The sequence below is a fragment of the Cytobacillus gottheilii genome, from assembly GCF_001636345.1.
In the GTDB taxonomy this organism is placed as follows: Bacteria; Bacillota; Bacilli; order Bacillales; family Cytobacillaceae; genus Cytobacillus; species Cytobacillus gottheilii.
In genome coordinates this window covers 1022822-1046129 of record NZ_KV440945.1, presented here as the reverse complement: position 1 = coordinate 1046129, position 23308 = coordinate 1022822, and the positions used below count along the sequence as shown (strand labels likewise).

Here is a 23308-nt window from a genome sequence, read left to right as displayed (position 1 = left end):
TATGATACGATAGAACTATAATTCACATGCCGGAAAACAGGAGGAAAGACATATGAATCAAATCGAACCTACATATGATAAACAATACAAATGCATTAAGTGCCAGCAGGTTTTTACGAGTAAAAGGGTGCGTTCACGGTTTATTAAAGTTGATGGGTATGATTCAGACTTTCTTCCCCGCTATTCTGCCGGCTCAAGTAACCCGCTGCTTTATTATATTCAAACATGCCCATTCTGCGGCTTTTCGTACTCAGAGGATTTTGTTTCTTTATTCCCGCCAGGAACAGAAGTCAAAATCCAAACAGAAGTGTGTGACCGTTGGGCGGAAAGAAGCTATAGCGGCCTTAGAACGGCTGAAGAAGCGATTTCCACATATAAACTGGCTATTTATTGTGCGATTTTAAAGCAAGAGAAGAGGATTACAATTGCCGGTCTTAACATGAGACTTGCCTGGCTATATCGATTAGAGGCTAATGAAGAGCAGGAACAGCGTTTTTTAAAGCTTGCGATTGACAATTACCTTGCTTCCTATACAAATGAGGATTTTAGAGGATCAAAAATCTCCGAAATACGTGTTTTATATCTAATTGCAGAGTTAGCAAGAAGAACGAACCAGAATGAGCTTGCCATTCAATACTTTTCAAAAGTATTAGAACAGCAAAAAAGAAGCACTGAACCTAAAATCATAGAAATGGCGCGTGAGCAGTGGCAAACCATGCGGATGAAAGAAAAAATCTAGGGTCATCTATACTAGAAGATTGACTTCTTAAGTTAGTTCCATAATTTTTGAGCATGCAAAGAAAAGCTGGGTCCGCTAAAGGGAACCAGCTTTTCATCTATTTAAAACATTGGATTCTCTTCCAAAAATTGATATATATTGCTTACAAGCTCCTCAGCTGTATCTCCTGTGACTACTTCACCATTCACCAGCGCAAACATATGCTCAGAGCATTTTCCGCAATAACCAAGACAGCCGTATTCAATCACATCAAGATCATAATCTTTCTCAAGCTCTTCCAGAGCTTTGTATGAACCACTTGCCAGATTACTGACACAGAATTCAATAATAGGCTTAATCATGTTCCTCACCTCACTACAATCTTTAATCTACCTTTTTTAATGAACATGTTCAAGCTTTTGAGTTCAATCGCTGGCGACATTATTTTAAAAAAGCATAACCTAAATAAGCAGGTTAAAAAATTTGCAGCTTATAGAAAGCGTTTTATGCTTCCTAATATGAATAATACACCGATATATGTTGTGATTTAACCGTAATTTCGTTATACTTTTTATTGAATTATGTTTCATAATATTATATATAATCCGAACTGCTTAATAGCAGAATTGTTGCCAAAGAGAGCATACATGGCACTTATTCATTCTGCCTCTCATTTTTCTGTAAAAACATTAAATAGTAATCTGACAATTTCTTTAGTACGGACAAAGGGGTAATTTCCATGAAAAATCTCGTGATTTTAGGGGGAGGTTATGGAGGCATGCGGGTACTCGCTCGTCTACTTCCAAATCAGCTTCCCGATGATGTGACAATCACATTAATTGACCGTGTACCTTATCATTGTTTAAAAACTGAGTATTATGCATTGGCAGCTGGAACAATTTCAGACCAGCATGTACGCGTTGCCTACCCGGAGCATCCTAGGCTGCGCATTCAGTACGGAGAAATAACGAATATTAATCTAGCAGAGAAAAAGGTATATTTGCAGGAAGAAAAGCCAGTTTCATATGATGATTTAATCATAGGTCTTGGCTGCGAGGATAAATACCACAATGTTCCTGGCGCCGATATTTATACAGATAGCATCCAGACCATTGAAAAATCGCGAAGAACCTATCAAAAGCTGAACAATCTTGCTCCAGGGTCAGTTGTTTCTATTGTCGGAGCAGGTTTAAGCGGAGTTGAACTCGCTTCTGAGCTATATGAAAGCCGCCCGGATCTGCATGTTAAGTTATTTGACCGCGGAAAACATATCCTTTCTGCCTTTCCTGAGCGTCTGAGCACCTATGTTGAAAATTGGTTCCTTGAACATGGGGTGGAAATTGTCAGTGGGTCCAATATTACCAAGGTAGAGGACAATGTATTATACAATCATGATGAACCGGTTCATTCGGACGCAATCGTTTGGACAGCAGGCATTCAGCCTAATAAAATTGTCCGTGCTCTAGAAGTTGAAAAAGATCAGCAGGGCCGCGTCGTGCTTACTAAGCATCACAACCTGCCTGAAGATGAGCATGTTTATGTGGTTGGTGACTGTGCAAGTCTCCCTCATGCGCCTAGTGCACAACTTGCAGAAGGGCAGGCAGAGCAAATCGTCCAGATCCTAGTCAAGCGCTGGAAGGGTGAAGAGCTTCCAGAATCACTTCCGACGATTAAACTGAAAGGTGTGCTTGGATCCCTCGGTAAAAAACACGGATTTGGCCTAGTTGCCGACCGTGCCATCACAGGCCGGGTTGCACGTCTTTTGAAATCAGGGATTTTGTGGATGTATAAGTATCATAACGGATAAATTTTCACCCAATAATATTTAGTTATATAGAATGTTGATTTAGCAATCTTTATTTATATTTGAAATAAGAAAAGTGCAATCAAAAACAGCAGATTGCACTTTTTTTGTTGGATTTTTATATCACACTGCCAATTTCCTTAAGTACATCCAATAACAGTAGCATTATTTGAATCCAATACGGTACATGAGCAGCAGCTGTTCTCTTGAGATAGCTCTTGCTTACATATTGTTACACACGTTAAAATAAGGTAAGGGCGGTGGGGACAACGTATGATATCTAAATTCAAAAAGTTTCCGACGAGAAACAAAATTACAATAATAATTGGAATCGTTATCGTTTTAGTCGGTGTTATTATGACAATCATCGAAAAGGTATGAGGCGAACAAGCGACGCCAATGTTATTAGGTGCGTCGAATTACATAATTAGTAAGGATCTTTGAAAATACAGATAAAAAAAGTGCAATCTCTAATTAAAATAGATTGCACTTTTCTCTTTTTTTAAATAATCTTAAGATTACTCAAAAATAATCCTCTTTAAGAAGCCGTGTCCACCAATTGATCATCAATCAGCCATATCGTTTGAACAGCTTTAGATGCTGGATGAAAATAAACTAAGAGACGATATTCACCTATTGAGTATGAATAAGCTGTATAATCGTCGTGTTCAACCCATATGCTTCCTTCGCCTAATTCATTTACGATATCCTCAAGTGCAAATGGAAATAATGTATCCGTTACTTTAATGCTATGAACCTTTTCAGCATGATTAGCGATCACTGTAAAATCCTGATAATGATAATAATCGCCTTCCATATAATTCTCTGTACGTAACGGTTCACCATACGTTTGCTTTACATCATCCATCTGTGATGCAAGCTGGACATCGACTCCATCCAGAACCCCATTTTGCGCTTGCTCTAGCCACTGATCGAGATTCATCTCTGTCTCTTGCTCAGAGGTTTGGTCTTCTGTTTCTTTATCATCGTGTTGAACCGCAGCATTATCTTCGTTCTGTTTAATATCGTCACCGGATTCTTGCCCTTTCTGTACTTCATTAGTTGCTAATTCTTCTGCAGATTGGGTTGCAACTGCCTGTTCCCGCTCATCTTGGTTATTCAAAAAAAATATCGCACCGCCGGCTGCCAATAGAAATAGAAATCCATATAAATACCATTTTTTCTTCAAAATAGTTCCCTCCTCAATTACTTTCATACATTAGACGACTGAGAAATGAGAAAGTCTCAATATTTTACAAAAATATTTCATTTTGATTACAAAAAATGATCTTCTATTAGCATAATTCCACTGTATTGAATGAATAAACGCTGTTAAAAAAGATTGCAGAACATGTCTGCAATCTTTTTTATGCCGGTGTATAGCCGTATTTCTCCATTTCAGCGTAAATCGTTTTTAGCTTCGGATTTCCTTCTCCAACAATTTCTTCTTCAATTAAGACAACTGGATAAAACATATCCTCTTCAATCACTCTTTGAGCAAACTGCTGTTTTTCTTGGTTTTCGGGCGGCTGATGAATATCAACATAGGATATTGTAAATGGCTGTTCCGGGTATTTACGCGATATAGCAGCCTCCAGCCATTCATATGTTTCCTTTGATGAAGGCAAGTTTACACAGCTTGGGCACAGCACCTCTGCTCCATAGATCGTTACTTCTACTTTACGGTTCATCTTTCTGCCTCCTTTTTTCTACTTCCTATTTTACAATATGTCGATATAGGAAACATATGAAAAAGTTACAAGGAGCGGAATTTCGTGTTTGAGAATAGATTTTTGCTAAGCATTTGATTATAATATAGGTAGGAAAGGAGTCGATTTCATATGGCAGAACAAACAACTATGAATGAACAAGTACAGGAAGTATTAGATAAATTACGTCCGTTCCTTCTTCGTGATGGCGGCGATTGTGAACTCGTTGATGTAGAGGATGGTATTGTTAAGCTTCGCTTGCTAGGCGCATGCGGCACATGCCCAAGTTCAACAATTACGTTAAAAGCTGGTATTGAACGCGCTCTTTTAGAAGAGGTTCCAGGCGTAGTAGAAGTAGAACAAGTATTTTAATAACAAAAGCGATGTCTTAGGACATCGCTTTTTTATTTCCATTTGACATGACCACTGTGCTGCCGCCATGATCTATTTGCAATGATTTAAAATCCAGGAACGGCATCTCTTCTTTCAGCTTTCTCACTAAGTCCGCTGAATAACCAGAACGAGTAAAGCATAAAACGGATGGACCAGCGCCGCTTAGAGCTACACCAAATGCTCCGTACTTTATTGCTTTCTCCTCTAAATCGGCTAAATGTGGAATAAGCTCTTTACGATAAGGCTGGTGATACAAATCACTCTTCATCATTTTCCCAGCCAGCTCGAATTGTCCATTTGCCAAAGCAGCAACAAAAACATTGCCAACTGCTCCCGCTTTTACGGCTTCATTGAACTTTAAGTGGCTAGGAAGAACCTTTCGTGATTCTTTTGTCAGCAATTCTTCCTGTGGAATCGCAGCGACGACTTCACAATCCAAGTCATGTAGAACAACTGCATCTGTATAACTCTCCATCATAACTCCGATGACAAGTCCGCCATACAGTGAGGCTCCTGCATTATCAGGATGTCCCTCATATGCAGAAGCTAAGCCAAACTTATCCTGTTTGCTTAATTTTAACCCGCATAAAGCATCAGCCAGCTCAATGCCAGCAACGATTGCAGCAGCACTGGAGCCAAGCCCGCGTGCCAGTGGAATTTCACTTGATATTTCCATTGTACACGTTGGCAGAACCTTCCCATATGCTTTTGCTGTGTTCATGGCTATTTGAAAGATAAAATGGCTCTTATCTGTCGGAAAGTCTGTTAACTGGCTTGTAAGCGGGACGACTTTCCACGTTTCTGAATGTGTTACCTCCAGCTTTAAATATAAATTAAGCGCTAATCCAATTGAATCAAAACCTGGCCCTAAATTAGCTGAGCTGGCAGGTACTTCAATGGTCAGCATTTCCCCTTCCATCATACATGGACAGCTCCTTTAATATGTGCAGCAACAATATCTTCATCATTCGGAAGATGTACAGGCTGAATCAGACTGGCTGTCATTGCTGTGTCCGGATCTTTTAATCCATTGCCTGTTAATACAGCAACTATTTGTGTCTTATGGGCAATTTCGCCATTGCGAAGCTGTTTATAAACTCCTGCCAGTGATGCACATGAAGCCGGCTCTGCAAAAATACCTTCTGTTGAAGCAAGCTTCCGGTACATGGAAAGAATCTCTTCGTCACTTACTTCATCAATCTTTCCATTGGATTCTTGTAATGCATTGGAAGCCAAATCCCAGCTGGCTGGATTTCCTATACGGATCGCAGTAGCAATTGTTTCTGGATTTTCAAAAACTCGATTGTGAACAATTGCTGCAGCCCCTGCAGCCTGCATCCCATGCATTTTCGGGAGCCCTGTAGAATTTACGTGATGGTATTCTTTAAAACCTTTCCAATAGGCACTGATATTCCCGGCATTGCCTACAGGTAATGCTAATACATCAGGTGCGCCACCTAATCCGTCGCATATTTCAAAAGCGGCCGTCTTCTGTCCTTCAAGCCGGTACGGATTAACAGAGTTAACAAGTGTCACTTGTCCCTCTTTTGCGATATTTCGAACAATGGATAGTGCTTCATCAAAGTTACCATCAATTGAAATGACCTCAGCACCGTACATGACGGCCTGTGCCAGCTTTCCTGCTGCTATTTTCCCTTCAGGAATAACGACGATACAGCGCAATCCCGCTCTTGCTGCATAAGCAGCAGCTGCAGCAGAAGTGTTTCCTGTTGAAGCGCAAATAATCGCCTCACTGCCCTCTTCCTTTGCTTTTGCAACAGCCATAACCATGCCTCTGTCCTTGAAGGAGCCAGTCGGATTCGCTCCCTCCGTTTTTACATATAAATCCACTCCCCAGTCTCTAGAAAGCTTATCCAAGCGGATGAGAGGGGTATTGCCTTCATTTAAGGTCAGCAGCGGCGTTTCCTCATTGACCGGCAAATATTGTTTGTATGTTTTTAGCAAGCCTTCCCATCTCATGCCTTTACACTTCCTTCTACTCGGTAAGAGCTTTTAATTGTATGAACTGGTTCTAAATCCCGCAGTTGTACGAGGATATTTTCATAATCGCTTAATGCTGCCTTATGTGTAACAACGACTATTTCTGCCATTCCCTCTTCTTCAAGGGGAAGCTGCAGAATTTTTTCGAAGCTGACATGATAATCAGAAAAAATGCTTGTAATGTTAGCAAAAACGCCAACCTGGTCTTTTACATGAATGCGCATAAAGTATTTAGAAAAAATTTCATCAGCACTCTTTAATTTTTTCTCATATTGAGGTGTCACTGCACTTTTGCCATTTACCCCTAGACGCATATTTTTCATAACACCAACAACATCAGAAACAACTGCTGTTGCAGTTGGCATACTGCCTGCACCTGGTCCGTAAAACATCGTTTCGCCAACCGCCTCTCCATATACATACACTGCATTGTATTCATCTTGCACAGATGCCAGCGGATGTGATTTGGCTAACAATGTAGGCTGAACACTTACCTCTACCTTTTCACCATCTCGTTCGGCAATGCCGATCAGTTTCATGCAATAGCCAAATTGCTTTCCATATGCCAGATCTTCTTCCGTAATACTTGAAATGCCTTTAACCTTTACATCATCCAAATCAATATTCATCGAGAAGCCGAGAGTAGATAGAATGGCCATTTTCCTTGCTGCATCAAGTCCTTCTACATCAGCAGTTGGATCACTCTCCGCGTAGCCAAGTTCCTGGGCTTCTTTAAGCACATCTTCATAGGCTAATCCTTGCTGGCTCATCTTTGTTAGGATAAAATTGGTCGTTCCATTGACAATACCCATCATTTTTGTAATACGATCTGAGGAAAGTCCATCGGCAAGCCCTCTTAAGATCGGGATTCCGCCTGCCACGCTTGCTTCATAAAACAAATCACAGCCATATTGTGATGCAACAGCAAGTAATTCTGGTCCATAAACGGCCATTAAATCTTTATTTGCTGTCACTACATGCTTCCGATTTTTTAAGGCAGTCAGCAAATACTCCTTTGTTTCTTCGACACCGCCCATAACTTCAATAATGACATCAATATCTGCATCATTGATCACCTCATCTGGATCTGTTGTGACCAGTGAAGAATCAACCTCTACTGCGCGCTGTTTATGTACATCTTTAACAAGAATCTTCTTAATGGAAACAGGGCAGCCAACTTGATGCATCAGTTTATCCTGATGATTTTTTATAATTTTTACGACACCTGAACCTACTGTTCCAAGTCCTAATAATCCGATCGAGATTCCGTTCATCGAGTCTTCTCCCCTTTAAATGTTCACCTTAAAAGAACAATTGTTTTTCTATAGTAGACATTATAATATTGAATAACTGACATTACAATAAGAATTTTAAGAAAACTTTTGTCTAATTGAGGAAAAAACAGTTCAATTCTTATAAAAAATCAGCAATCAAAAAATAAAAGCAGAGGAAATTCCCCTGCTTTTACACATACAGCCATTCTGGTACAGCAATATTCCATTGTTTACGCGGAACCTCTGCTAACTCAAAAAATCCAGCCAGAAAGCGTTCATGGTCAACTGACTGCTGCAGATACTTTTCCAGGCGTTCCTCGAGCATATGTTTTTCCTGTTCTGAACTGGAGCTATAATAGGCTTCAACGCATTCAAAATAATGAAGCGGGAAAAACAGCCGAGAGTAATATAATCTCCATGAGAACGAAGAAAGAGGGCTAATTGATTGATATTCCTTTAAAAATTGCTTTAGCTCAGGTTCATATGTTTTGATGTTATAAAAATATCTTTCACGGGTCCATTCGGCAAGGTCGCGTGTGCTATGATCAAAAACCCACTCAAATGGGTTCTTTAAGTAATAAGCCCCTGACCATGTTTTTGAGGTGAAGCGCCCATGACATACTGTACCACTGTCATTCATCGTTGGCTCGTCATCAAATTCGGAATCCACAAGAAACTGAATGGCATTTTCACAGATGCCCATATAATAGGGAAATGATTCTAGGAAAAGACGATCAAAATCACTTTCTGGTTCTTGAAATAACATTTCATTCCAAACCTTTTCCATTTGATCTAATCGAGTCTCCCACATCTGTTTCCACTGACCAATACGGCTTAGCTTTTTAACAGGAAAAGAAACAGACCTTCCTCTGTAATGAAATTTTGCCAGCTTTCTGCCGCATTTCATTCCCTTCCTTCTTTCCAGCTGCTGATTGACCAGAACACAATATTTCGCTTGTTCCCAATTACTGAATTCTCTTCCTTCTTTTGTTTTTAAAAATGTACTGACATGCCGTTCTCCATTATTGACGAGATGTGCTGCAATTTGATCCAGCTCCATAATTTCATCTTCCTGTAAATGATCAGCAGGCACCAGCATATAATATTGATTATTAAATCTGCATGCAGCGTAATTTCCAATTCTCATCTCTTCCTCAGCTTTTATTCCGTACATTTCGTTTAATAGCCTTGTAATCATATTATTGTCCCCTTTCACGTATGATAGTTATATGTATGATTCAAATTGCAGAATCTTTCTTTATGACTTGTATAAGTACATTCAACAGGGAAAAGATGAAAATGAGGTATTTCCGGCAGCAATATAATTTGCTATTTAAGTGTATTACTGGAAAAATGGGTATATAGATGAAGAATATAAATAGAAAAGGTGACAGCAATGAGTAAAGAAAAAGAAATTTCATTAACCGAGAAGACAGCTCGAAAATGGCTGCATGAAAGAGGAGTAGAAATTAATGACATCGCTGAACTTGTCTTCTTTCTCCAGGAAAAATATCATCCAAACCTCCAAATGGATACGTGTGTAGATAATGTACAACGCGTCTTATCTAAAAGAGAAGTACAAAATGCGATTCTAACAGGGATCCAGCTCGATATGCTTGCAGAACAGAAGAAACTGCTTGATCCGCTGCAAACCATTATTGAAATTGATGAAGGATTATATGGTGTGGATGAAGTATTGGCCTTATCTATTGTGAATGTATATGGATCCATTGGATTAACCAATTTTGGTTATATCGATAAGTTAAAGCCAGGGATTTTAAAAGAACTTAATGATAAAAATTCAGACAGATGCCATACATTTTTAGATGATATTGTCGGCGCTATTGCCGCTGCTGCGTCAAGCAGACTTGCACATAGTGCTAAAGGCGAGAAATAAATAAGAGGTTAACTAAAAAAAGATGGAGCGGTTTAGGCTCCATCTTTTCTTATATTAAAACTCCCATTGTGCAAGTGAATCCAATACATAGGTTGGTTTCTTTTCATAGCCGAGCAGGAGTTCCTTTGTGGTAACCCCAGTATGCACAAGCAATGTATCCATTCCTGCATTCATGCCTGCTAAGATGTCGGTATCATAGTTGTCTCCAACCATTATAGTATCTTCCAGGCTTGTCCCTAACACTTTTAAAGCCTGTTCCATGATAATCGATTCAGGTTTGCCGATAAAAGTTGGTTTAGTCTGTGTGGAAACCGTTATAACAGATGTGATGGAACCATTTCCAGGAAGCAGCCCTCTTTCAGTCGGGAGCGCAATATCGCCGTTTGTAGAAATAAATTGAGCTCCATTCCTTACAGCCAAACAGGCTGTTGCCAGCTTCTCATAAGAAATCGCTCGATCAATGCCTACAACAACATACTCAGCATCTTCCTCAGCAGAACGTAAATTCTGCTCGGCAATCGCTGTTCTGATGCCTTCTTCTCCAATCACATAAACAGATGCATCTTTCTTCTTTTCGGCAATATAATTGGCAGTTGCCATACTTGTTGTAAATACTTGATCTTTATGAGCAGCAATGCTGAAATCATTTAGCTTTTCCGCAACCTGCTCAGGAGTTTTAGAAGAATTGTTTGTGACAAACAAATAAGGTATATTCCGCTCTTTCAGCTTCTGCACAAAATCAGCTGCTTCTTGAATTAATTCAGTACCTCTATACATCGTACCGTCTAAATCAATCATATAGCCTTTGTAGTTTTTCACGATTACAGCCTCCTAACGATGTCGAAATCCTATTCTTTGAATGCAGAAACAGGTCCGAGTTCATTTGTTAAGTAATTCCTGATTTTCTCAGGGAATATCTCTAAAATATGTAAGTTGTTTTTGGTTATAGTCAGCAGCTGCTGATGGTCTATATTTATGTAGTCTTGCACAAGTATTTTACGGTAGGATATGAATTCCTTCATTCCGCTGCTCATTGTATCTTCGATAACCTTTTCATCTTCAAGGATGTCGATAATATCATCATAGCTTCCAGGATCCCGCATAATAAAACCATCAATCATGGCATTTCCTGTGTCCAGAATCGCTTCAATCATAATATGTGTGACTCTTTCCAGTGCCGCCTTTTCAATCGGAGTTGTCCATTCAGACTGCTGCTTGAATAGCAGGAGCTGGCTATTATAATGCTGTAGTGTGTCCTCTATCTTGTTGCGATCAACAAAGTACATTTATCTCACCTATCCTTTTAATCCATTGCGATTTCTAAAGATCTGTTAAGTACACCCGGACGCGCATACAAGTAGCCTTGTGCAAGGTCTACCTTATTCCGTGCAAGGACGGATTCCTCTTCTTTGCTCTCAATTCCTTCTGCTACTACAATTGAACCTGTTTCTTTTGCAACCAGCAGCAGTCCTTTCAGCAAGGATTCTTTTACTGTATTTTTGTCAATATCCTGAATAACAGCACGGTCAATTTTTATAATATCCGGCAAAATTTCACTGATCGAATTTAAACTCGCATATCCCGCACCAGTATCGTCAATAGCAATTCTAAAGCCTAGAGTACGAAGCACTTTTATATTGTAAATAAAATGGTCCATCCCTTCAATTGAATCGCGTTCAGTAATTTCAAAAATCATTTGCTTTGGAGAAATTTCGCTATGTCTTTGAAGCGTCTCCTTTATATCTCTGACAAATCGCTGATTCCCCAGTGTAATTGGAGTGAAATTAATGAAAATTTCCTGTGTGCAGCCTGTAGCAATAATTTGCTGCAGTATTTTTTCGAAAACAATCATTTCCAGATTGTATAGCATTCCAGTTTGTCTCGCAACGGAGAAAAGCTGAAGCGGATTCTCTAATGTTGTTCCCTTCGGACCTCTTGTAAGCATTTCCCATGCTCTAACTTCCCCTGTGGCAAGGGTAATAATCGGCTGTGCCAGGATATGTATATCTTTTTGGGAAATAATTTTGCTGATGGAATATACCATTTCATTAAATTCTGTTTTTACTCTTTTTTCTGCCATTGCTACTGCCTGCTGATGGGCTTTGTAAATTGATTCTTGTATAGAATAGTGCTTTCGCTGAATAAACATGTATCCAGTTTCGAATTTAGGCTTTATTTGCCCTAATTCAGGAAACATCATTTTTTCAGATTCACGCAATATTTTTTTCATTGTGCTGTCAATATCAGACACGCTATGTATATTATGATTTACTCTAATAAATAAGGCTAATCCATCACTATAATAGTCATGCAATGCAATTAAATCGTCATTTACCTCCTGTGCAATTACCTTTTGAAAGGTCTTTTTCATTAAGCTAATGAAACGGACATATTCTGTTTCACCAAGCTGATCGGATAGCTCCTGCAGATTCTTAATATTATAGACGATCACCGCAGTTTCAAAATCCATTTTAAAAGCTTTTTTTACACCTTCTGCAATCGGATCACGAATTACAAACCTTGGTGGAAAATAGCGCAGCTGATTTAGCGGAAGAAGAATTTTCCCCCATTGAAAAAGCGCTTTTACTTTTTTTATTATTTGACCAGCCATTGTCCCATTCCTCTCAGAAGCAAACATCGATTTATTTTGATTCAATTGTATCATAATATGCATACTTTAGCGGTTTTTTCCATTAAAAATACGGTGTTTTCTTCCGCTTACCCGTTAAAATGCAACAAATCTGTTAAGATATAGAATGAGATGAGCAATTATGAGAATTAAAGGAGATTTTGAAATGTCTGAACGTTTTTTTCTTTATGATGATCTTGAGGATACAAAAACCAGATTCATTAGTTTTATGGGTGAAAATAAGCGCTTCGACTTAGCGTTAATCCGTTCAAACCGGTTTTATGGAAAACAGCTTGTCCTTGACCTGCAAGGCAGCCGTTTTGCGATTATCGGAAGCGATGACCTAGAGGAAGAGGGATATCTTGAATCCATTTACCAGCTTTCAGAGGAAGATGCTGCAGAGCTGCGTACGTTTCTTTATGAGGTAATTTAAGACTGAATATATGTTTGTAAAGCCGCAAATGCTATTAATGCGGAACTTCTTCGCTACTTTTTCATTGGAGTGATGTCATGATGTCTGACAAAGAACAAGAAGCATATACAGACTTTTCCAATGCAGAAACACAGAAAAATTTTATTATCCCGGAAGATTTACCAGAAGGACCGTACGGGTCTCCAATTAATGCCACTGAACCTGTCCAGAATAAAAGCACACCATGGGAAGAGGGACAGCGCCCTTATAGTGCTTTTAATTATGAATTTAAGTCGCTTCATCAAAATTTGCCCAGACAAATGGATGGCGCCCACCCAACACATGATGATCCAGATGTAAATGAAGAGCAGCCATATACGGAAACCTAAGGATAAAAAGAATATTCTTAAAAAGCCCAAGAATTTAATAAAATTCTTGGGCTTTAATTTAAGAACAAAGAAATCAAAGTGATTACATATGTTATTTACTTATCTTTTTAACCACAAAATAAGGACAGCCAAAATTACAATACTCATATAAGTATTCCGTAAGCGTGCTTATTTTTGTATCGAAGGTTGCTTTATGGTTTTGATCATCAAAAAAACCTCTTAACCGCAGCTGCCCATAGCCCCAATCCCCAACGATATAATCATATCGGGCTAAAATTTCACTAAATCTGCCCTTGAAAGCTTCCTCATTAAAGCCATCGCGCTGCTCTTCAACCACTTCATAGCATAAATTATTAATGCAAATCATACTTTCACCTCTTTGGAAGCAAGTTCAATTGTTTTCGTTAATTAAATTATAACTGATTCTCCATCAATTACTAAGAGAAAAAAATAAAACATAAGGCAATTCTAATAGTACTGGAGGTGTTTATGATGAAAAAAACATTTATTTTTCTTTGTCTTTGTGGATTAACTGCCCTAACAGGCTGTCAAAATGATAGTGCCCAAAATGATCTTTATCAGGAAAGCGGCAACACTATTAATGTAAACGACCAGCGAGCTGAATTGTATCATCAAGGAAACGATGGCGACCGTGATGATGTCAGTGAAGACTTTGGTTATGTACGTCACCAGCGCAGTCCTGTTCTCGGAGAAAGTGTTGCCAATGAGCATTATGCAGCAATTGATCGCGAACAATTGGCTGATATAATCAGTAAATATTCAACAGAGGTGCCAAACGTCGATGATGTATCTACTTTGGTTACAGATGAAGAAGTCATTATTATTTATGACGCAGATACAGAGGATCGAAACTATACAGCGGATCAGGTCAAACGAATGGCCTTGTCAGTTGTTCCGAGCTGGTATCACATATATGTAAGTGATAATACAAATTTGCGTAAAACAGTAGAAAGCTATGCCACCATGGATTCCAATAGTGAAAATGCAGATTACGGCATCAGTCAGCTTATTAAGGAACTGCAGAAATCTCCTCAGGGTGTAAAGAAAAAGGGAGACCCGGATCAGGGAACAATGGATGAAAATAATCTTTAAATTCATGAAAAAATCAAGAGGCTGCCTGCCTCTTGATTTTCTTTAATATTATGCTTGTTGAACCTGCTTATCACCCATAGCTTGTCTTTGTTTTGCAGCAGCATTAACTTGTTCGTCAGCATGGTAGGAAGAACGGACAAGTGGACCCGCTTCACAATGGCTGAATCCTTTTTCCATTGCAATTTCCTTTAATTCATTGAACTCTTCTGGTGAATAATACTTAAGAACTTTCAGATGTTTTTTAGATGGCTGTAAATACTGTCCAATTGTCATAATATCAACATCATGTGCTCTTAAATCATCCATTGTCGCAATGATTTCCTCTTTTGTTTCTCCTAAACCAATCATTAAGCTGGACTTGGTAGGAATTTCAGGCTGCATTTCTTTGGCTTGCTTTAGAAAATCCAAAGAACGTTGATATTTCGCACGAGCACGGACTCTTGGAGTTAATCTTTCAACCGTTTCAATATTATGGTTCAAAATATCCGGCTTAGCATCCATTACAAGTTTTAAATTCTCGGTTGCGCCGCCAAGATCAGAAGGCAATACTTCCACAGTGGTAAAAGGGCTTTTCCTGCGGATCGCTCTTATGGTTTCTGCCAAAACAGCTGCTCCGCCATCCTTTTGATCATCTCTGGCTACCATTGTAATAACAGCATGTTTTAAATTCATCAGGGCAACTGAATCAGCTACTCTTTCTGGCTCTTGAAGATCCAGTTCAGTTGGCAAACCTGTTTTCACAGCGCAAAAGCGGCAGGCGCGCGTACATACAGATCCTAAAATCATAAATGTAGCCGTTCTTCTGACTGCCCAGCATTCGTGAATATTCGGACATTTTGCTTCCTCACAAACTGTGTGCAAGCTGTTTTCCCGCATCATTTTTTTAAGACCAGTGTAATTTTCATTCGTGTTCAACTTTATTTTAAGCCATTCAGGCTTGCGCAAATACTCTTCCTTTTTGCTCAAAACACTCACTCCATCCTGAGAAATTACTAAATCCGCAATTTTCAATATGTAATGTCAAAATACTCTTTCACTTGTCACTGTATCATATGCATCCATCAAGGACAAGTAGTACAGTTTTTTCATTACCAAAATTTATGATCTATTGTTTTTGTCTTTTTTCATAAACTAACTAGGAAAGAAAAAGTGAAAGGAGGTTCAATGTGCGTCTTTTTAACATTATTCTTTATACTGTCTTATGTTTTGCTGCATTTCAACTGAATGTATTTGCTGAATCAAATGAAAATGAATACGTTAAAAGGATGGAGCTTTATACACGAACGGAAGCTGTGACAAACATACCGTGGTACTATTTAGCGGCCATTGATCAATATGAAAGAAATGTTCGTCAAGCTCGCCGGGATATTCCTAAGGCAGAAGGTTTGACTGGTATATACTTTAAAGAGGAACAATGGACGGGCGTTTTAAATCCAAATAAACAAGATGAGAATCCTAAAACGATAGCCTTATTTAACGGATTAGGCACAGATGGGGATGGAGATGGGAAAGCGAGTCTAAAGAGCGATGAAGATGTTCTATTTTCTTTCGCTAAGCTTCTTCTTGCATATGGAACAGATCATGATAATTTAAAAATTGGCTTATGGAATTACTATAAAAGAGATAAAGCAGTCAGAATTATAATTGGGAAAGCAGATATTTATAAGCATTACGGGCGTCTAAATTTAGATGAGCATGCCTTTCCAGTCCCTCTTAACAGCACATACAGCTATCGAAATACTTGGGGCGATGCACGCGGATGGGGCGGACGCAGAATACATGAAGGAACAGATATCTTTGCTGGATACGGTGTCCCAGTCAGAGCCACTTCCTATGGAATTGTGGAAATGAAAGGCTGGAACAAGTATGGCGGATGGCGTGTGGGCATTCGTGACATCAACAATAACTATCACTACTATGCTCATTTAAGCGGCTTTGCAAAGGATCTTAAAGTTGGACAGATTGTTGAACCCGGCATGATGATTGGCGGTGTCGGAAGCTCTGGATATGGACCTCCTGGAACATCAGGGAAATTCCCTCCACATCTGCATTATGGAATGTACAAAGACAACGGTATATCAGAATGGTCCTATGACCCATATCCACACTTAAAGCTATGGGAACGGCAGGAAAGGAAAAGGAAATAAAGTTATTATCAGCATCCAGTCTAAGACAGGAGCTGTTCTAATTTCACACAAAAAAGGAGAGTCAATTGCCGCAGCATGGCCAATTGACTCTCCCCTATTTACTTTATTTACTTTTCTTTGCTTTGGAAATGGCATTGCCTATACTTGCAGCAAGTCCTCCCCAGATAATAAGCATCCCAATGATCATTACTGTAATGGATACACCAGACATTATTGAGATACCTCCTTGTTTTCTGGAACATCAAGCTCTGTTCCTTTATTCCACTTAAGAGCCATAAAGACGAACCCAAGAATAATAGCCAATACGGCAACAGCCCATCCAGACCAGATTAAGAATCCTGTAGGGTAGCCTTCATAGTTCTCTTTAATGTTTGTGTAAATGTTTTGAATCATCATGTAACCAAGGACGATTGGTGTAATAAAACCTAAGCATAGTTTCCACCAGCCGCCTAATTGAATATCAGACATGCTGTTTGCATGTTTTTGAAGGTTTGATAATTCTCTCATTACCCATACAACGATAATAACCTCAACCAAACCAGCTAATGCAACTCCAAAGTTATTGATAAAATAGTCAGCTGCATCTAAGAAGTTTAGTCCGCCTCGTGTAGCAAAAACGAGTGAAACTAAAGCTGCTAAGCCGCCGCCTACCAATACAGCTTTTGTACGGGAAACTTTAAACTTATCTTCAATACCAGCAACAAATGTTTCAACAATCGACATTAAGGATGTTAAACCAGCAAGCGTTAAGCAGATAAAGAATGCTGCTCCAAACGCTCCGCTAAGTGCAGGCATTTCACTAATAATTTGTGGAAATACCATAAATGCCAGGCCAACTCCACTAGAAACAACCTCACTTACATCCACGCCAGATTGCGCAGCCATAAATCCTAATGCTGCAAACACCCCAATTCCGGCTAATAGCTCAACACTGGAGTTTGCAAATCCTGTTATAAAGGCATTGTTTGTAATGTCAGTCTTTCTAGGAAGATAGCTTGAATACGTAATCATGATGGCAAAAGCAATTGATAAGCTGAAAAAGATTTGACCATAAGCCGCTACCCATACAGTCGGACTGGCAATCTGACTCCAGTCAGGTGTAAAGAAGGCTTCTAATCCAGCTGCTGCTCCATCTAATGTTATAGCTCTGACAACGATAAATAAGAATAAAATAATTAGTGCAGGAATAAAAATTCTGTTTGCTGCTTCGATCCCTTTCTTAACACCTTTGAATAGGATACCGAGTGTAATAACCCATACGATTATTAGTGGTATAAGCACTCCTGGAACCATTCCGCCAAATTCGCCTGGATTTGCAACTTGAAGATATTCTCCAACCAGGAATGATGTTGGATCATCTCCCCATTTTAAATTCAATGAGAAAAGTGCATAAGACATGGCCCAAGCGATGATAACTGCATAATATGTGGCAATAACAAATGAGATAGCAACCTGCCACCAGCCAAGCCATTCATACTTTTTATTCATTCTCGCATACGATAAAGGAGCAGAGCCGCGATATTTCTGACCGATGGTGAATTCCATAATCAATAAAGGAATCCCAGCGGTTAGAAGAGCAAATAAATAAGGAATAAAAAATGCTCCTCCTCCATTGTCATATGCTACTGTCGGGAATCGCCAGATATTTCCCAAACCAACAGCTGAACCTACAGCCGCCAAAATGAATCCAGCTCTCGTACCCCACTGAGGACGATTTTCCATAGTCTATTATACCCCCTACAATAGCCCGTATTAAATTTTCCGCAAGTTGGAAATTTTTATATTTTCAGACTATTTAATTTAATATAAATTTAGTATATATACTTTTACTACCACTGTCAAAACATTATTTGGGACATAATATTTATTTATTTTTCGTTACTAGAAAAGCAATTGCGCTCACCTTCTCTTATTCCCGGCAGTCCCAGTCCCTCCTCCTCTCAATCTATATGTATGCATATAAGAGAATTTCTTTCTGTATATTTCAGAAAATTTTAAAAATACAATAAAAAAGAAGAGCCCTCCCGCTATAGACGAGAAGACTCATGATCATGATTATTTCATCTGTGTCATGTCTAACTTGAATTTCCAAGAGCCGACAAAAGTAAATACAATCAGTAATAGAGCAATGGTGGCCAAACTTAAGATCGTACTGTCTGTAAAACCAAGGACTAGGAATCCGACACCCGATATTGCTGCTGATATTAAGGCATATGGCAGCTGTGTAAGAACATGGTCGATATGATTGCATCCTGCTCCTGTTGACGAAAGAATCGTTGTATCTGATATAGGAGAACAATGATCGCCAAAAACAGCTCCAGCTAGTACAGCTGCCATTGCAGGCAGCAGCAGGTTTATATCTGTTGCTGCAGCAATATCACCTGCAATCGGAAGTAATATTCCAAAAGAGCCCCATGAAGTTCCTGTACTGAACGCCATTACTCCCGCAATGATAAATAGAAGGAAAGGCAAAAAGGATATCTCCATATTTGAATTTTCAACAAGTCCAGCCAGGTAGGCACCTGTTTCCAGCTGACCAATTAAATCAACAATTCCCCAGGCAAATAGAAGAATATAAATAGCCGGGAGCATGGATTTGATACCGCTCCACATTCCTCTGAAAACAATCGAGCCTTCAATTCCTTTTTTTACGGTTACTTGTCTTGTAAAGAACAGCAATGTCACAATTAATCCAAATACACCACCGAGTACAAGAGATTTAGAGACATCTGTATTCTCAAATATCGTTAAAATGGTCGCATTTCCCTTTACAGCCTGATAACCAGTCCAGATCATTGCCCCAACGGTACCTGCTACTAGGGCGATAATGGGCCAGACTAAATCGCCAACTGTTCCTTTTGTACTAACCGGTAAATCTTCTTCTAATTTTCCAGGTGCAGGCTTCTCAGGGTCCATTACCTGATTATCTCTTACAGCCCGAATCTCATGCTTTTTCATTGGCCCGATCTCAAATCCTTTGATCGCTACGATAAAAACGATGGCCAGCGTTGTCCACACATATAAATTCATAGGAATCATCTGCAAAAATACCGAAAAGGCTGTATAGTCCGTTAAATTATGAGATGCAAGAATGGTACCGATTAAAGCAATAATATACGCCCCCCAGCTTGAAACAGGTGATACAACACAGACAGGAGCAGATGTCGAATCAATTAAATAAGCAAGCTTTGCTCTTGAAACCTTTTGCCGATCCGTAATCGGCCGTGAAATCTGACCAACTGCAAGTGCATTAAAATAATCATCTATAAAGATAATTACCCCTAGTATGGCACCGATCATTTGTGCACCTGCCCGGGTTTTTACCCGTTTCATTGCCCATTCACCAAAAGCCCTGCTTCCTCCAGATATAGAGATGAATGCTGTAATAACCCCTAATATCAATAGGAATAAAACTATATACATATTCCATGTATTAATGCTTCCACCATCAATAAAAATTCCTTTTACGGTTTCCCATAATATAGATCCAGCTTCAAGAAAGTCCATTTCAGCAAGTATAATTGTTGCTGTAATAATCCCTACTCCTAGCGAAAGCAGCACTCTTCTCGTTAAAATAACAAGAAGTATTGCAACAAGCGGCGGAAGCAGAGAAAATATTGTATTTTCCATTATATTTTAATCCTCCTAGAAATCAATTCGGCAGAGGCATAGCAAAAGAGCACAAAATAAAAAGAGCAATGGCAGAGAATCTCTATCATCACTCTTGATAATCTATTCTTCTCCATTACGATCTGTAGCTCCCCATTGCAAGGGTCAACGAAAAGAATGCAATAAAAACTGCAAAGACTCTTCTAATCTTGCAATGACAGTGTTACCTCTCTTAAAGGTAACCCCAGCGAAATAGCCGATGACATCAGCTATCCACTTCGGCAGTATTCCCTTTCAGCTGCTCTCTTTGTTGTCATCCTCAAACAGCTTACTAATGAATATTGCACCTCTACCCCATCGGATATGATAAGGTTCATATTCAATTAGAATAATTATATCAAAATAATAAGCATTCGACAATGGAGGTCTTTTCCTCCATAAACACTAGTTCTGCCATGTTGTATCACAGCCGCTTATCATGATTGATAAGTCTTGCTTTAAATCTAGTTCATAGGCCTCAACCCTTAAACCGCTCTCTTCAAGAATCCGCACAATAGGGCGATCGCACATTCCTACATTTTGATGAATCACAACACCTTTTCTTCCATCGTTTAACTCAACAGTCATCCCGACTGGATATAAAGCAACAGATTGCCGAAAGCTTTCAATCAGTTTTGCATCGAATAATGTGCCAGACCCTGCATATAAGATTTCCATACCTTCATGCGGAAGCATAGCTTGACGATAAATCCGATTAGATGTGACTGCATCAAAAACATCTGCGACAGCGATAATTTTGGCAAAGGGATGGATGTCTTCTCCAGAAATACCTCGTGGATATCCGCTTCCATTCAAACGCTCATGATGCTGATAGGCGCAATGAGCCACGATTAATGAGACACTATGTACTCCACGTAATAAGTCGAACCCTGCTTCAGCATGCTTCTTGATTTGAAGAAACTCTTCCTCCGTTAATCTGCCGGGCTTTAACAGTATGTTCTCAGGTATCTGCATTTTCCCAACATCATGCAATATCGCCCCCATACCCAGTAGTTCTAAATCCTTTTGGGAGAAGTTAAGCTGTAAACCAATCGCTAAGGAATAAAGTGTAACATTTAAAGAATGAGAGAAAATATAATGATCATATGTATACACGTCAGACATTATTGAAATGAGGTTTTGATCTCCTTTTATCTCATCCAAGAGCGTGCTGATCAGCTTGGAGAAACTTTTTGACGCCTTATCTATAACGAAGGATTTATCTAAATTCTGGTCATTTGCTGATTGCCGAAACGTATCTTCAATCGTAAGAATTGCTTCTCGGCGCAATTTTTCCGGCAATGTGGATTTATAAACAATATCCTTCATTCTCTCGTCCACTACATATATATATGTAATCCCCATTTTCTGCAGCCTGGATAACATTCTTCCGTCAAGCTTTACTCCTCTATTTAAAAGGATTTTGCCTTTATCATTATATATGGATTTCCCTAGTATACTGCCAATTTTGGCAGATTTTGTTGACACTAATCTCATGAAAAAACCTCTTTTTCATCTATAAGTTATCCATTCTAATTCTACTTTTCGCTTATATCATCAATATTTTACATGTTTGCCCATATTATTCAAGTTTGAGCATTCCAAAGCAGGAATTTAGTCTTAATCATATATTATCATTCCTCCAGCAGCTAGCAAAAGAAAATTTATAAATTATCTGTTTTTCTCTTCGCATGGAGATTGATTCTTAATTATCAGTATATAGCCTGCTAAAAAAGCTGAGACTGCATATAGCAATCTCAGCTTCTAAATATTATTTATATCATTTTTAAAAGAGCGTCTCTGCCTGTCATGCCTTTCTTAATTCCAAGTGTTTCAGCTTCAAATGTGACAGATTCAAGCGGCGCTTCAATTAATTGTTCTATCGTTTTTACACCAACAGCTCTTCCTGCAATCACTTTTCGATCTTTTAGCTTTTCATTTAGAAGTGCCACATCTAATGCTCCGCACATGATATATCCTTTATCATTTGTAACTACAAGTAGATTTGTTTTAGGAAGTTCCACCGATACACTTAAGAATGTATGGCCATCAATCTCTATAGGACTTAAATTCATCATATCTTGCCCCACTCCTTTCCTTACACCATATGATGGTACAAGAAAAAAAGTGTAGAACCTGGGAAATCTCTTATGAAGGCTGCTTAAAAGCCACTAAAATAAATCGAGCTGTCTTGGTGCTAAGCAGCTATATTCAATGCCAAGCATATCAATGAACTGTTTAGCATTGTCAGCAGCATCTCCGCCGGAGTTATTATTAAACAATACATAAATTTGCTCACACTTCTGTTCTAGTGTTCGAATATACTCAGCCCATTGTGCAAGCTCTTCTTTATTATAGTTATACAAATAACGCACCTCACGCCAATTGTCATGATTTTTCTTTTGCCAGCCATGGACATTACGGCCGTGAAAACGAACAAGAAGCTTATCAGATCGAGGGGCTGCGAGTACGATCGGGATCGATCCTTCTCCTGCCTGCGGTTCATCACATATTGTATGAATCCAATCTTCATCCTTTATAAATTGCAACGTCTTCTCCCTAAAGTGTTCCTTAAACCATGACTGATGACGGAACTCCAGTGCACATGGGATATCTCCCATCTGTGCCTTGCACCATCGCAGATAGTCTACATTCTTTTTTTGGCAATCAAACCATGGTGGGAATTGAAAAAGAACCATCGCCAGTTTATTACGATCTATATAAGGCTGAAGTGATTCTTTAAATGCTGAAAACATTTCTTCCTTGCTTTCAAAGGGAATCTTACCTCGTTCATGCCCTGTCATCCCCTGGTACGCTTTGACAACAAACTGAAAACCATCTGGGGTATCCTCTGTCCACCTTTTCGCATTTCGTACAGGCTGAACAGCGTAAAACGCTGAATCAACTTCTACGACTGGAAAATGGGCGCTATATTCCTTCAGCTTATCGCGTGCAGCTACATTGCCAGTATATAATTGATCATGATCTCCCCACCCAGTTACACCTATAGTGATCATCGAATATCCCCCTCTCTATTTATAATGAATATATCCCAATTTGGTGTATTTTACGCAAAATGCAAGATATAGAGCTTTATAGTTCATAATCCATTTATAGCACATTTATTACTGGTAAGCATGGCCGTCAGTTTCATGCTTTTAATTCAGTTCATAC

Annotated in this window: 26 protein-coding genes and 1 riboswitch; of the genes, 8 read left to right on the top strand and 18 right to left on the bottom strand. The window is 39.1% G+C overall.

Going from position 1 to position 23308, the window contains the following annotated elements:
- The first annotated feature begins 52 nt into the window (after window positions 1-52).
- On the top strand, window positions 53-739 hold the full coding sequence (locus tag A6754_RS04940) for a DUF2225 domain-containing protein (RefSeq protein ID WP_066442792.1): 687 nt from the start codon (window positions 53-55) through the stop codon (window positions 737-739).
- 101 nt (window positions 740-840) lie between these two features.
- Here A6754_RS04940 and A6754_RS04935 read toward each other — a convergent pair whose 3' ends face one another.
- A complete protein-coding gene (locus A6754_RS04935; RefSeq protein WP_066442791.1) occupies window positions 841-1080 on the bottom strand; it encodes a YuzB family protein in 240 nt (79 codons plus the stop codon).
- Between the two features lie 377 nt (window positions 1081-1457).
- Here A6754_RS04935 and A6754_RS04930 point away from each other — a divergent pair, with 377 nt between their 5' ends.
- Complete coding sequence (locus A6754_RS04930) at window positions 1458-2525, top strand: NAD(P)/FAD-dependent oxidoreductase (protein ID WP_066442790.1); 1068 nt, start codon at window positions 1458-1460, stop codon at window positions 2523-2525.
- Between the two features lie 535 nt (window positions 2526-3060).
- Here the strand turns inward: A6754_RS04930 and A6754_RS04925 are convergent.
- Together A6754_RS04925 and A6754_RS04920 are read right to left on the bottom strand one after the other, a co-directional pair.
- A complete protein-coding gene (locus tag A6754_RS04925; RefSeq protein ID WP_066442789.1) occupies window positions 3061-3711 on the bottom strand; it encodes a DUF4309 domain-containing protein in 651 nt (216 codons plus the stop codon).
- Window positions 3712-3889: 178 nt separating this feature from the next.
- Entirely contained in the window at window positions 3890-4213 is a 324-nt protein-coding gene (locus A6754_RS04920) for a YuzD family protein (RefSeq protein WP_066442788.1), read from the bottom strand.
- A gap of 150 nt (window positions 4214-4363) precedes the next feature.
- Between A6754_RS04920 and A6754_RS04915 the strand changes: the two genes are divergently transcribed.
- Complete coding sequence (locus A6754_RS04915; RefSeq protein ID WP_066442787.1) at window positions 4364-4603, top strand: NifU family protein; 240 nt, start codon at window positions 4364-4366, stop codon at window positions 4601-4603.
- 16 nt (window positions 4604-4619) lie between these two features.
- Here A6754_RS04915 and thrB read toward each other — a convergent pair whose 3' ends face one another.
- The 4 genes from thrB to yutH form a co-directional block, all read right to left on the bottom strand.
- On the bottom strand, window positions 4620-5546 hold the full coding sequence (gene thrB, locus A6754_RS04910; protein WP_066442786.1) for a homoserine kinase: 927 nt from the start codon (window positions 5544-5546) through the stop codon (window positions 4620-4622).
- A complete protein-coding gene (gene thrC / locus A6754_RS04905) occupies window positions 5543-6604 on the bottom strand; it encodes a threonine synthase (protein WP_066442785.1) in 1062 nt (353 codons plus the stop codon). Before thrC ends, thrB begins: the two co-directional genes overlap by 4 nt.
- Window positions 6601-7899 carry a homoserine dehydrogenase gene (locus A6754_RS04900; RefSeq protein WP_066442784.1) on the bottom strand — a complete coding sequence of 433 codons (1299 nt, stop codon included), beginning with the start codon at window positions 7897-7899 and terminating at the stop codon, window positions 6601-6603. Before A6754_RS04900 ends, thrC begins: the two co-directional genes overlap by 4 nt.
- 190 nt (window positions 7900-8089) lie before the next feature.
- Window positions 8090-9097 (bottom strand): spore coat putative kinase YutH, encoded by a 1008-nt coding sequence (yutH, locus tag A6754_RS04895; protein WP_066442783.1) that lies wholly within the window; start codon window positions 9095-9097, stop codon window positions 8090-8092.
- A gap of 198 nt (window positions 9098-9295) precedes the next feature.
- On the opposite strand from yutH, the gene A6754_RS04890 reads away from it, so the two are divergent.
- Window positions 9296-9796, top strand: a complete 501-nt coding sequence (locus A6754_RS04890; protein ID WP_066442782.1) for a phosphatidylglycerophosphatase A family protein — start codon at window positions 9296-9298, stop codon at window positions 9794-9796.
- 54 nt (window positions 9797-9850) lie between these two features.
- Here A6754_RS04890 and A6754_RS04885 read toward each other — a convergent pair whose 3' ends face one another.
- Genes A6754_RS04885 through A6754_RS04875 form a run of 3 tightly spaced genes read right to left on the bottom strand, consistent with a single transcriptional unit; the run spans window position 9851 to window position 12407 of the window.
- The gene (locus A6754_RS04885; RefSeq protein ID WP_066442781.1) at window positions 9851-10615 is read right to left on the bottom strand and encodes a TIGR01457 family HAD-type hydrolase; all 765 of its coding nucleotides are present in this window, start codon (window positions 10613-10615) and stop codon (window positions 9851-9853) included.
- A 29-nt stretch (window positions 10616-10644) separates the two neighbouring features.
- Entirely contained in the window at window positions 10645-11082 is a 438-nt protein-coding gene (locus tag A6754_RS04880; RefSeq protein WP_066442780.1) for a DUF86 domain-containing protein, read from the bottom strand.
- 17 nt (window positions 11083-11099) lie between these two features.
- Window positions 11100-12407: an EAL domain-containing protein gene (locus A6754_RS04875; protein WP_066442779.1), complete on the bottom strand. Its 1308-nt coding sequence runs from the start codon at window positions 12405-12407 to the stop codon at window positions 11100-11102.
- A 184-nt stretch (window positions 12408-12591) separates the two neighbouring features.
- Between A6754_RS04875 and A6754_RS04870 the strand changes: the two genes are divergently transcribed.
- Window positions 12592-12858, top strand: a complete 267-nt coding sequence (locus tag A6754_RS04870; protein WP_066442778.1) for a DUF3055 domain-containing protein — start codon at window positions 12592-12594, stop codon at window positions 12856-12858.
- Between the two features lie 80 nt (window positions 12859-12938).
- Window positions 12939-13226 carry a cytosolic protein gene (locus A6754_RS04865; protein ID WP_066451382.1) on the top strand — a complete coding sequence of 96 codons (288 nt, stop codon included), beginning with the start codon at window positions 12939-12941 and terminating at the stop codon, window positions 13224-13226.
- 91 nt (window positions 13227-13317) lie between these two features.
- On the opposite strand, the gene A6754_RS04860 is transcribed toward A6754_RS04865, so the two are convergent.
- Window positions 13318-13593, bottom strand: a complete 276-nt coding sequence (locus A6754_RS04860; protein ID WP_066442777.1) for a YutD family protein — start codon at window positions 13591-13593, stop codon at window positions 13318-13320.
- 125 nt (window positions 13594-13718) lie between these two features.
- On the opposite strand from A6754_RS04860, the gene A6754_RS04855 reads away from it, so the two are divergent.
- Window positions 13719-14339 (top strand): YhcN/YlaJ family sporulation lipoprotein, encoded by a 621-nt coding sequence (locus tag A6754_RS04855; RefSeq protein ID WP_066442776.1) that lies wholly within the window; start codon window positions 13719-13721, stop codon window positions 14337-14339.
- 48 nt (window positions 14340-14387) lie between these two features.
- Here A6754_RS04855 and lipA read toward each other — a convergent pair whose 3' ends face one another.
- Entirely contained in the window at window positions 14388-15305 is a 918-nt protein-coding gene (gene lipA, locus A6754_RS04850) for a lipoyl synthase (protein ID WP_066442775.1), read from the bottom strand.
- A gap of 254 nt (window positions 15306-15559) precedes the next feature.
- Here lipA and A6754_RS04845 point away from each other — a divergent pair, with 254 nt between their 5' ends.
- The gene (locus tag A6754_RS04845; protein WP_257299086.1) at window positions 15560-16486 is read left to right on the top strand and encodes a M23 family metallopeptidase; all 927 of its coding nucleotides are present in this window, start codon (window positions 15560-15562) and stop codon (window positions 16484-16486) included.
- A gap of 103 nt (window positions 16487-16589) precedes the next feature.
- Here A6754_RS04845 and A6754_RS22675 read toward each other — a convergent pair whose 3' ends face one another.
- The 6 genes from A6754_RS22675 to A6754_RS04820 all read right to left on the bottom strand — a co-directional run bounded on the left by A6754_RS22675 (window position 16590) and on the right by A6754_RS04820 (window position 23151).
- Entirely contained in the window at window positions 16590-16697 is a 108-nt protein-coding gene (locus A6754_RS22675; RefSeq protein ID WP_151574298.1) for a MetS family NSS transporter small subunit, read from the bottom strand.
- Window positions 16697-18208 (bottom strand): sodium-dependent transporter, encoded by a 1512-nt coding sequence (locus tag A6754_RS04840; protein ID WP_066442774.1) that lies wholly within the window; start codon window positions 18206-18208, stop codon window positions 16697-16699. Before A6754_RS04840 ends, A6754_RS22675 begins: the two co-directional genes overlap by 1 nt.
- A 333-nt stretch (window positions 18209-18541) precedes the next feature.
- Window positions 18542-20116, bottom strand: a complete 1575-nt coding sequence (locus A6754_RS04835; RefSeq protein ID WP_066442773.1) for a Na+/H+ antiporter NhaC family protein — start codon at window positions 20114-20116, stop codon at window positions 18542-18544.
- Window positions 20117-20233: 117 nt separating this feature from the next.
- Window positions 20234-20455: riboswitch (Lysine riboswitch) on the bottom strand.
- 84 nt (window positions 20456-20539) lie between these two features.
- Window positions 20540-21631 (bottom strand): HD-GYP domain-containing protein, encoded by a 1092-nt coding sequence (locus tag A6754_RS04830; protein ID WP_066442772.1) that lies wholly within the window; start codon window positions 21629-21631, stop codon window positions 20540-20542.
- A 278-nt stretch (window positions 21632-21909) separates the two neighbouring features.
- Entirely contained in the window at window positions 21910-22212 is a 303-nt protein-coding gene (locus tag A6754_RS04825; protein WP_066442771.1) for a YunC family protein, read from the bottom strand.
- Between the two features lie 93 nt (window positions 22213-22305).
- Entirely contained in the window at window positions 22306-23151 is an 846-nt protein-coding gene (locus tag A6754_RS04820; RefSeq protein WP_066442770.1) for a DUF72 domain-containing protein, read from the bottom strand.
- Window positions 23152-23308 lie beyond the last annotated feature (157 nt).

Coding starts and splice junctions, on each gene's coding strand:
- A6754_RS04940 (WP_066442792.1), top strand. CDS start 53: ATGAATCAAATCGAACCTACATATGATAAACAATACAAATGCATTAAG.
- A6754_RS04935 (WP_066442791.1), bottom strand. CDS start 1,080: ATGATTAAGCCTATTATTGAATTCTGTGTCAGTAATCTGGCAAGTGGT.
- A6754_RS04930 (WP_066442790.1), top strand. CDS start 1,458: ATGAAAAATCTCGTGATTTTAGGGGGAGGTTATGGAGGCATGCGGGTA.
- A6754_RS04920 (WP_066442788.1), bottom strand. CDS start 4,213: ATGAACCGTAAAGTAGAAGTAACGATCTATGGAGCAGAGGTGCTGTGC.
- A6754_RS04915 (WP_066442787.1), top strand. CDS start 4,364: ATGGCAGAACAAACAACTATGAATGAACAAGTACAGGAAGTATTAGAT.
- thrB (WP_066442786.1), bottom strand. CDS start 5,546: ATGATGGAAGGGGAAATGCTGACCATTGAAGTACCTGCCAGCTCAGCT.
- thrC (WP_066442785.1), bottom strand. CDS start 6,604: ATGAGATGGGAAGGCTTGCTAAAAACATACAAACAATATTTGCCGGTC.
- A6754_RS04900 (WP_066442784.1), bottom strand. CDS start 7,899: ATGAACGGAATCTCGATCGGATTATTAGGACTTGGAACAGTAGGTTCA.
- yutH (WP_066442783.1), bottom strand. CDS start 9,097: ATGATTACAAGGCTATTAAACGAAATGTACGGAATAAAAGCTGAGGAA.
- A6754_RS04890 (WP_066442782.1), top strand. CDS start 9,296: ATGAGTAAAGAAAAAGAAATTTCATTAACCGAGAAGACAGCTCGAAAA.
- A6754_RS04880 (WP_066442780.1), bottom strand. CDS start 11,082: ATGTACTTTGTTGATCGCAACAAGATAGAGGACACACTACAGCATTAT.
- A6754_RS04875 (WP_066442779.1), bottom strand. CDS start 12,407: ATGGCTGGTCAAATAATAAAAAAAGTAAAAGCGCTTTTTCAATGGGGG.
- A6754_RS04870 (WP_066442778.1), top strand. CDS start 12,592: ATGTCTGAACGTTTTTTTCTTTATGATGATCTTGAGGATACAAAAACC.
- A6754_RS04865 (WP_066451382.1), top strand. CDS start 12,939: ATGTCTGACAAAGAACAAGAAGCATATACAGACTTTTCCAATGCAGAA.
- A6754_RS04860 (WP_066442777.1), bottom strand. CDS start 13,593: ATGATTTGCATTAATAATTTATGCTATGAAGTGGTTGAAGAGCAGCGC.
- A6754_RS04855 (WP_066442776.1), top strand. CDS start 13,719: ATGAAAAAAACATTTATTTTTCTTTGTCTTTGTGGATTAACTGCCCTA.
- A6754_RS22675 (WP_151574298.1), bottom strand. CDS start 16,697: ATGTCTGGTGTATCCATTACAGTAATGATCATTGGGATGCTTATTATC.
- A6754_RS04840 (WP_066442774.1), bottom strand. CDS start 18,208: ATGGAAAATCGTCCTCAGTGGGGTACGAGAGCTGGATTCATTTTGGCG.
- A6754_RS04835 (WP_066442773.1), bottom strand. CDS start 20,116: ATGGAAAATACAATATTTTCTCTGCTTCCGCCGCTTGTTGCAATACTT.
- A6754_RS04830 (WP_066442772.1), bottom strand. CDS start 21,631: ATGAGATTAGTGTCAACAAAATCTGCCAAAATTGGCAGTATACTAGGG.
- A6754_RS04825 (WP_066442771.1), bottom strand. CDS start 22,212: ATGATGAATTTAAGTCCTATAGAGATTGATGGCCATACATTCTTAAGT.
- A6754_RS04820 (WP_066442770.1), bottom strand. CDS start 23,151: ATGATCACTATAGGTGTAACTGGGTGGGGAGATCATGATCAATTATAT.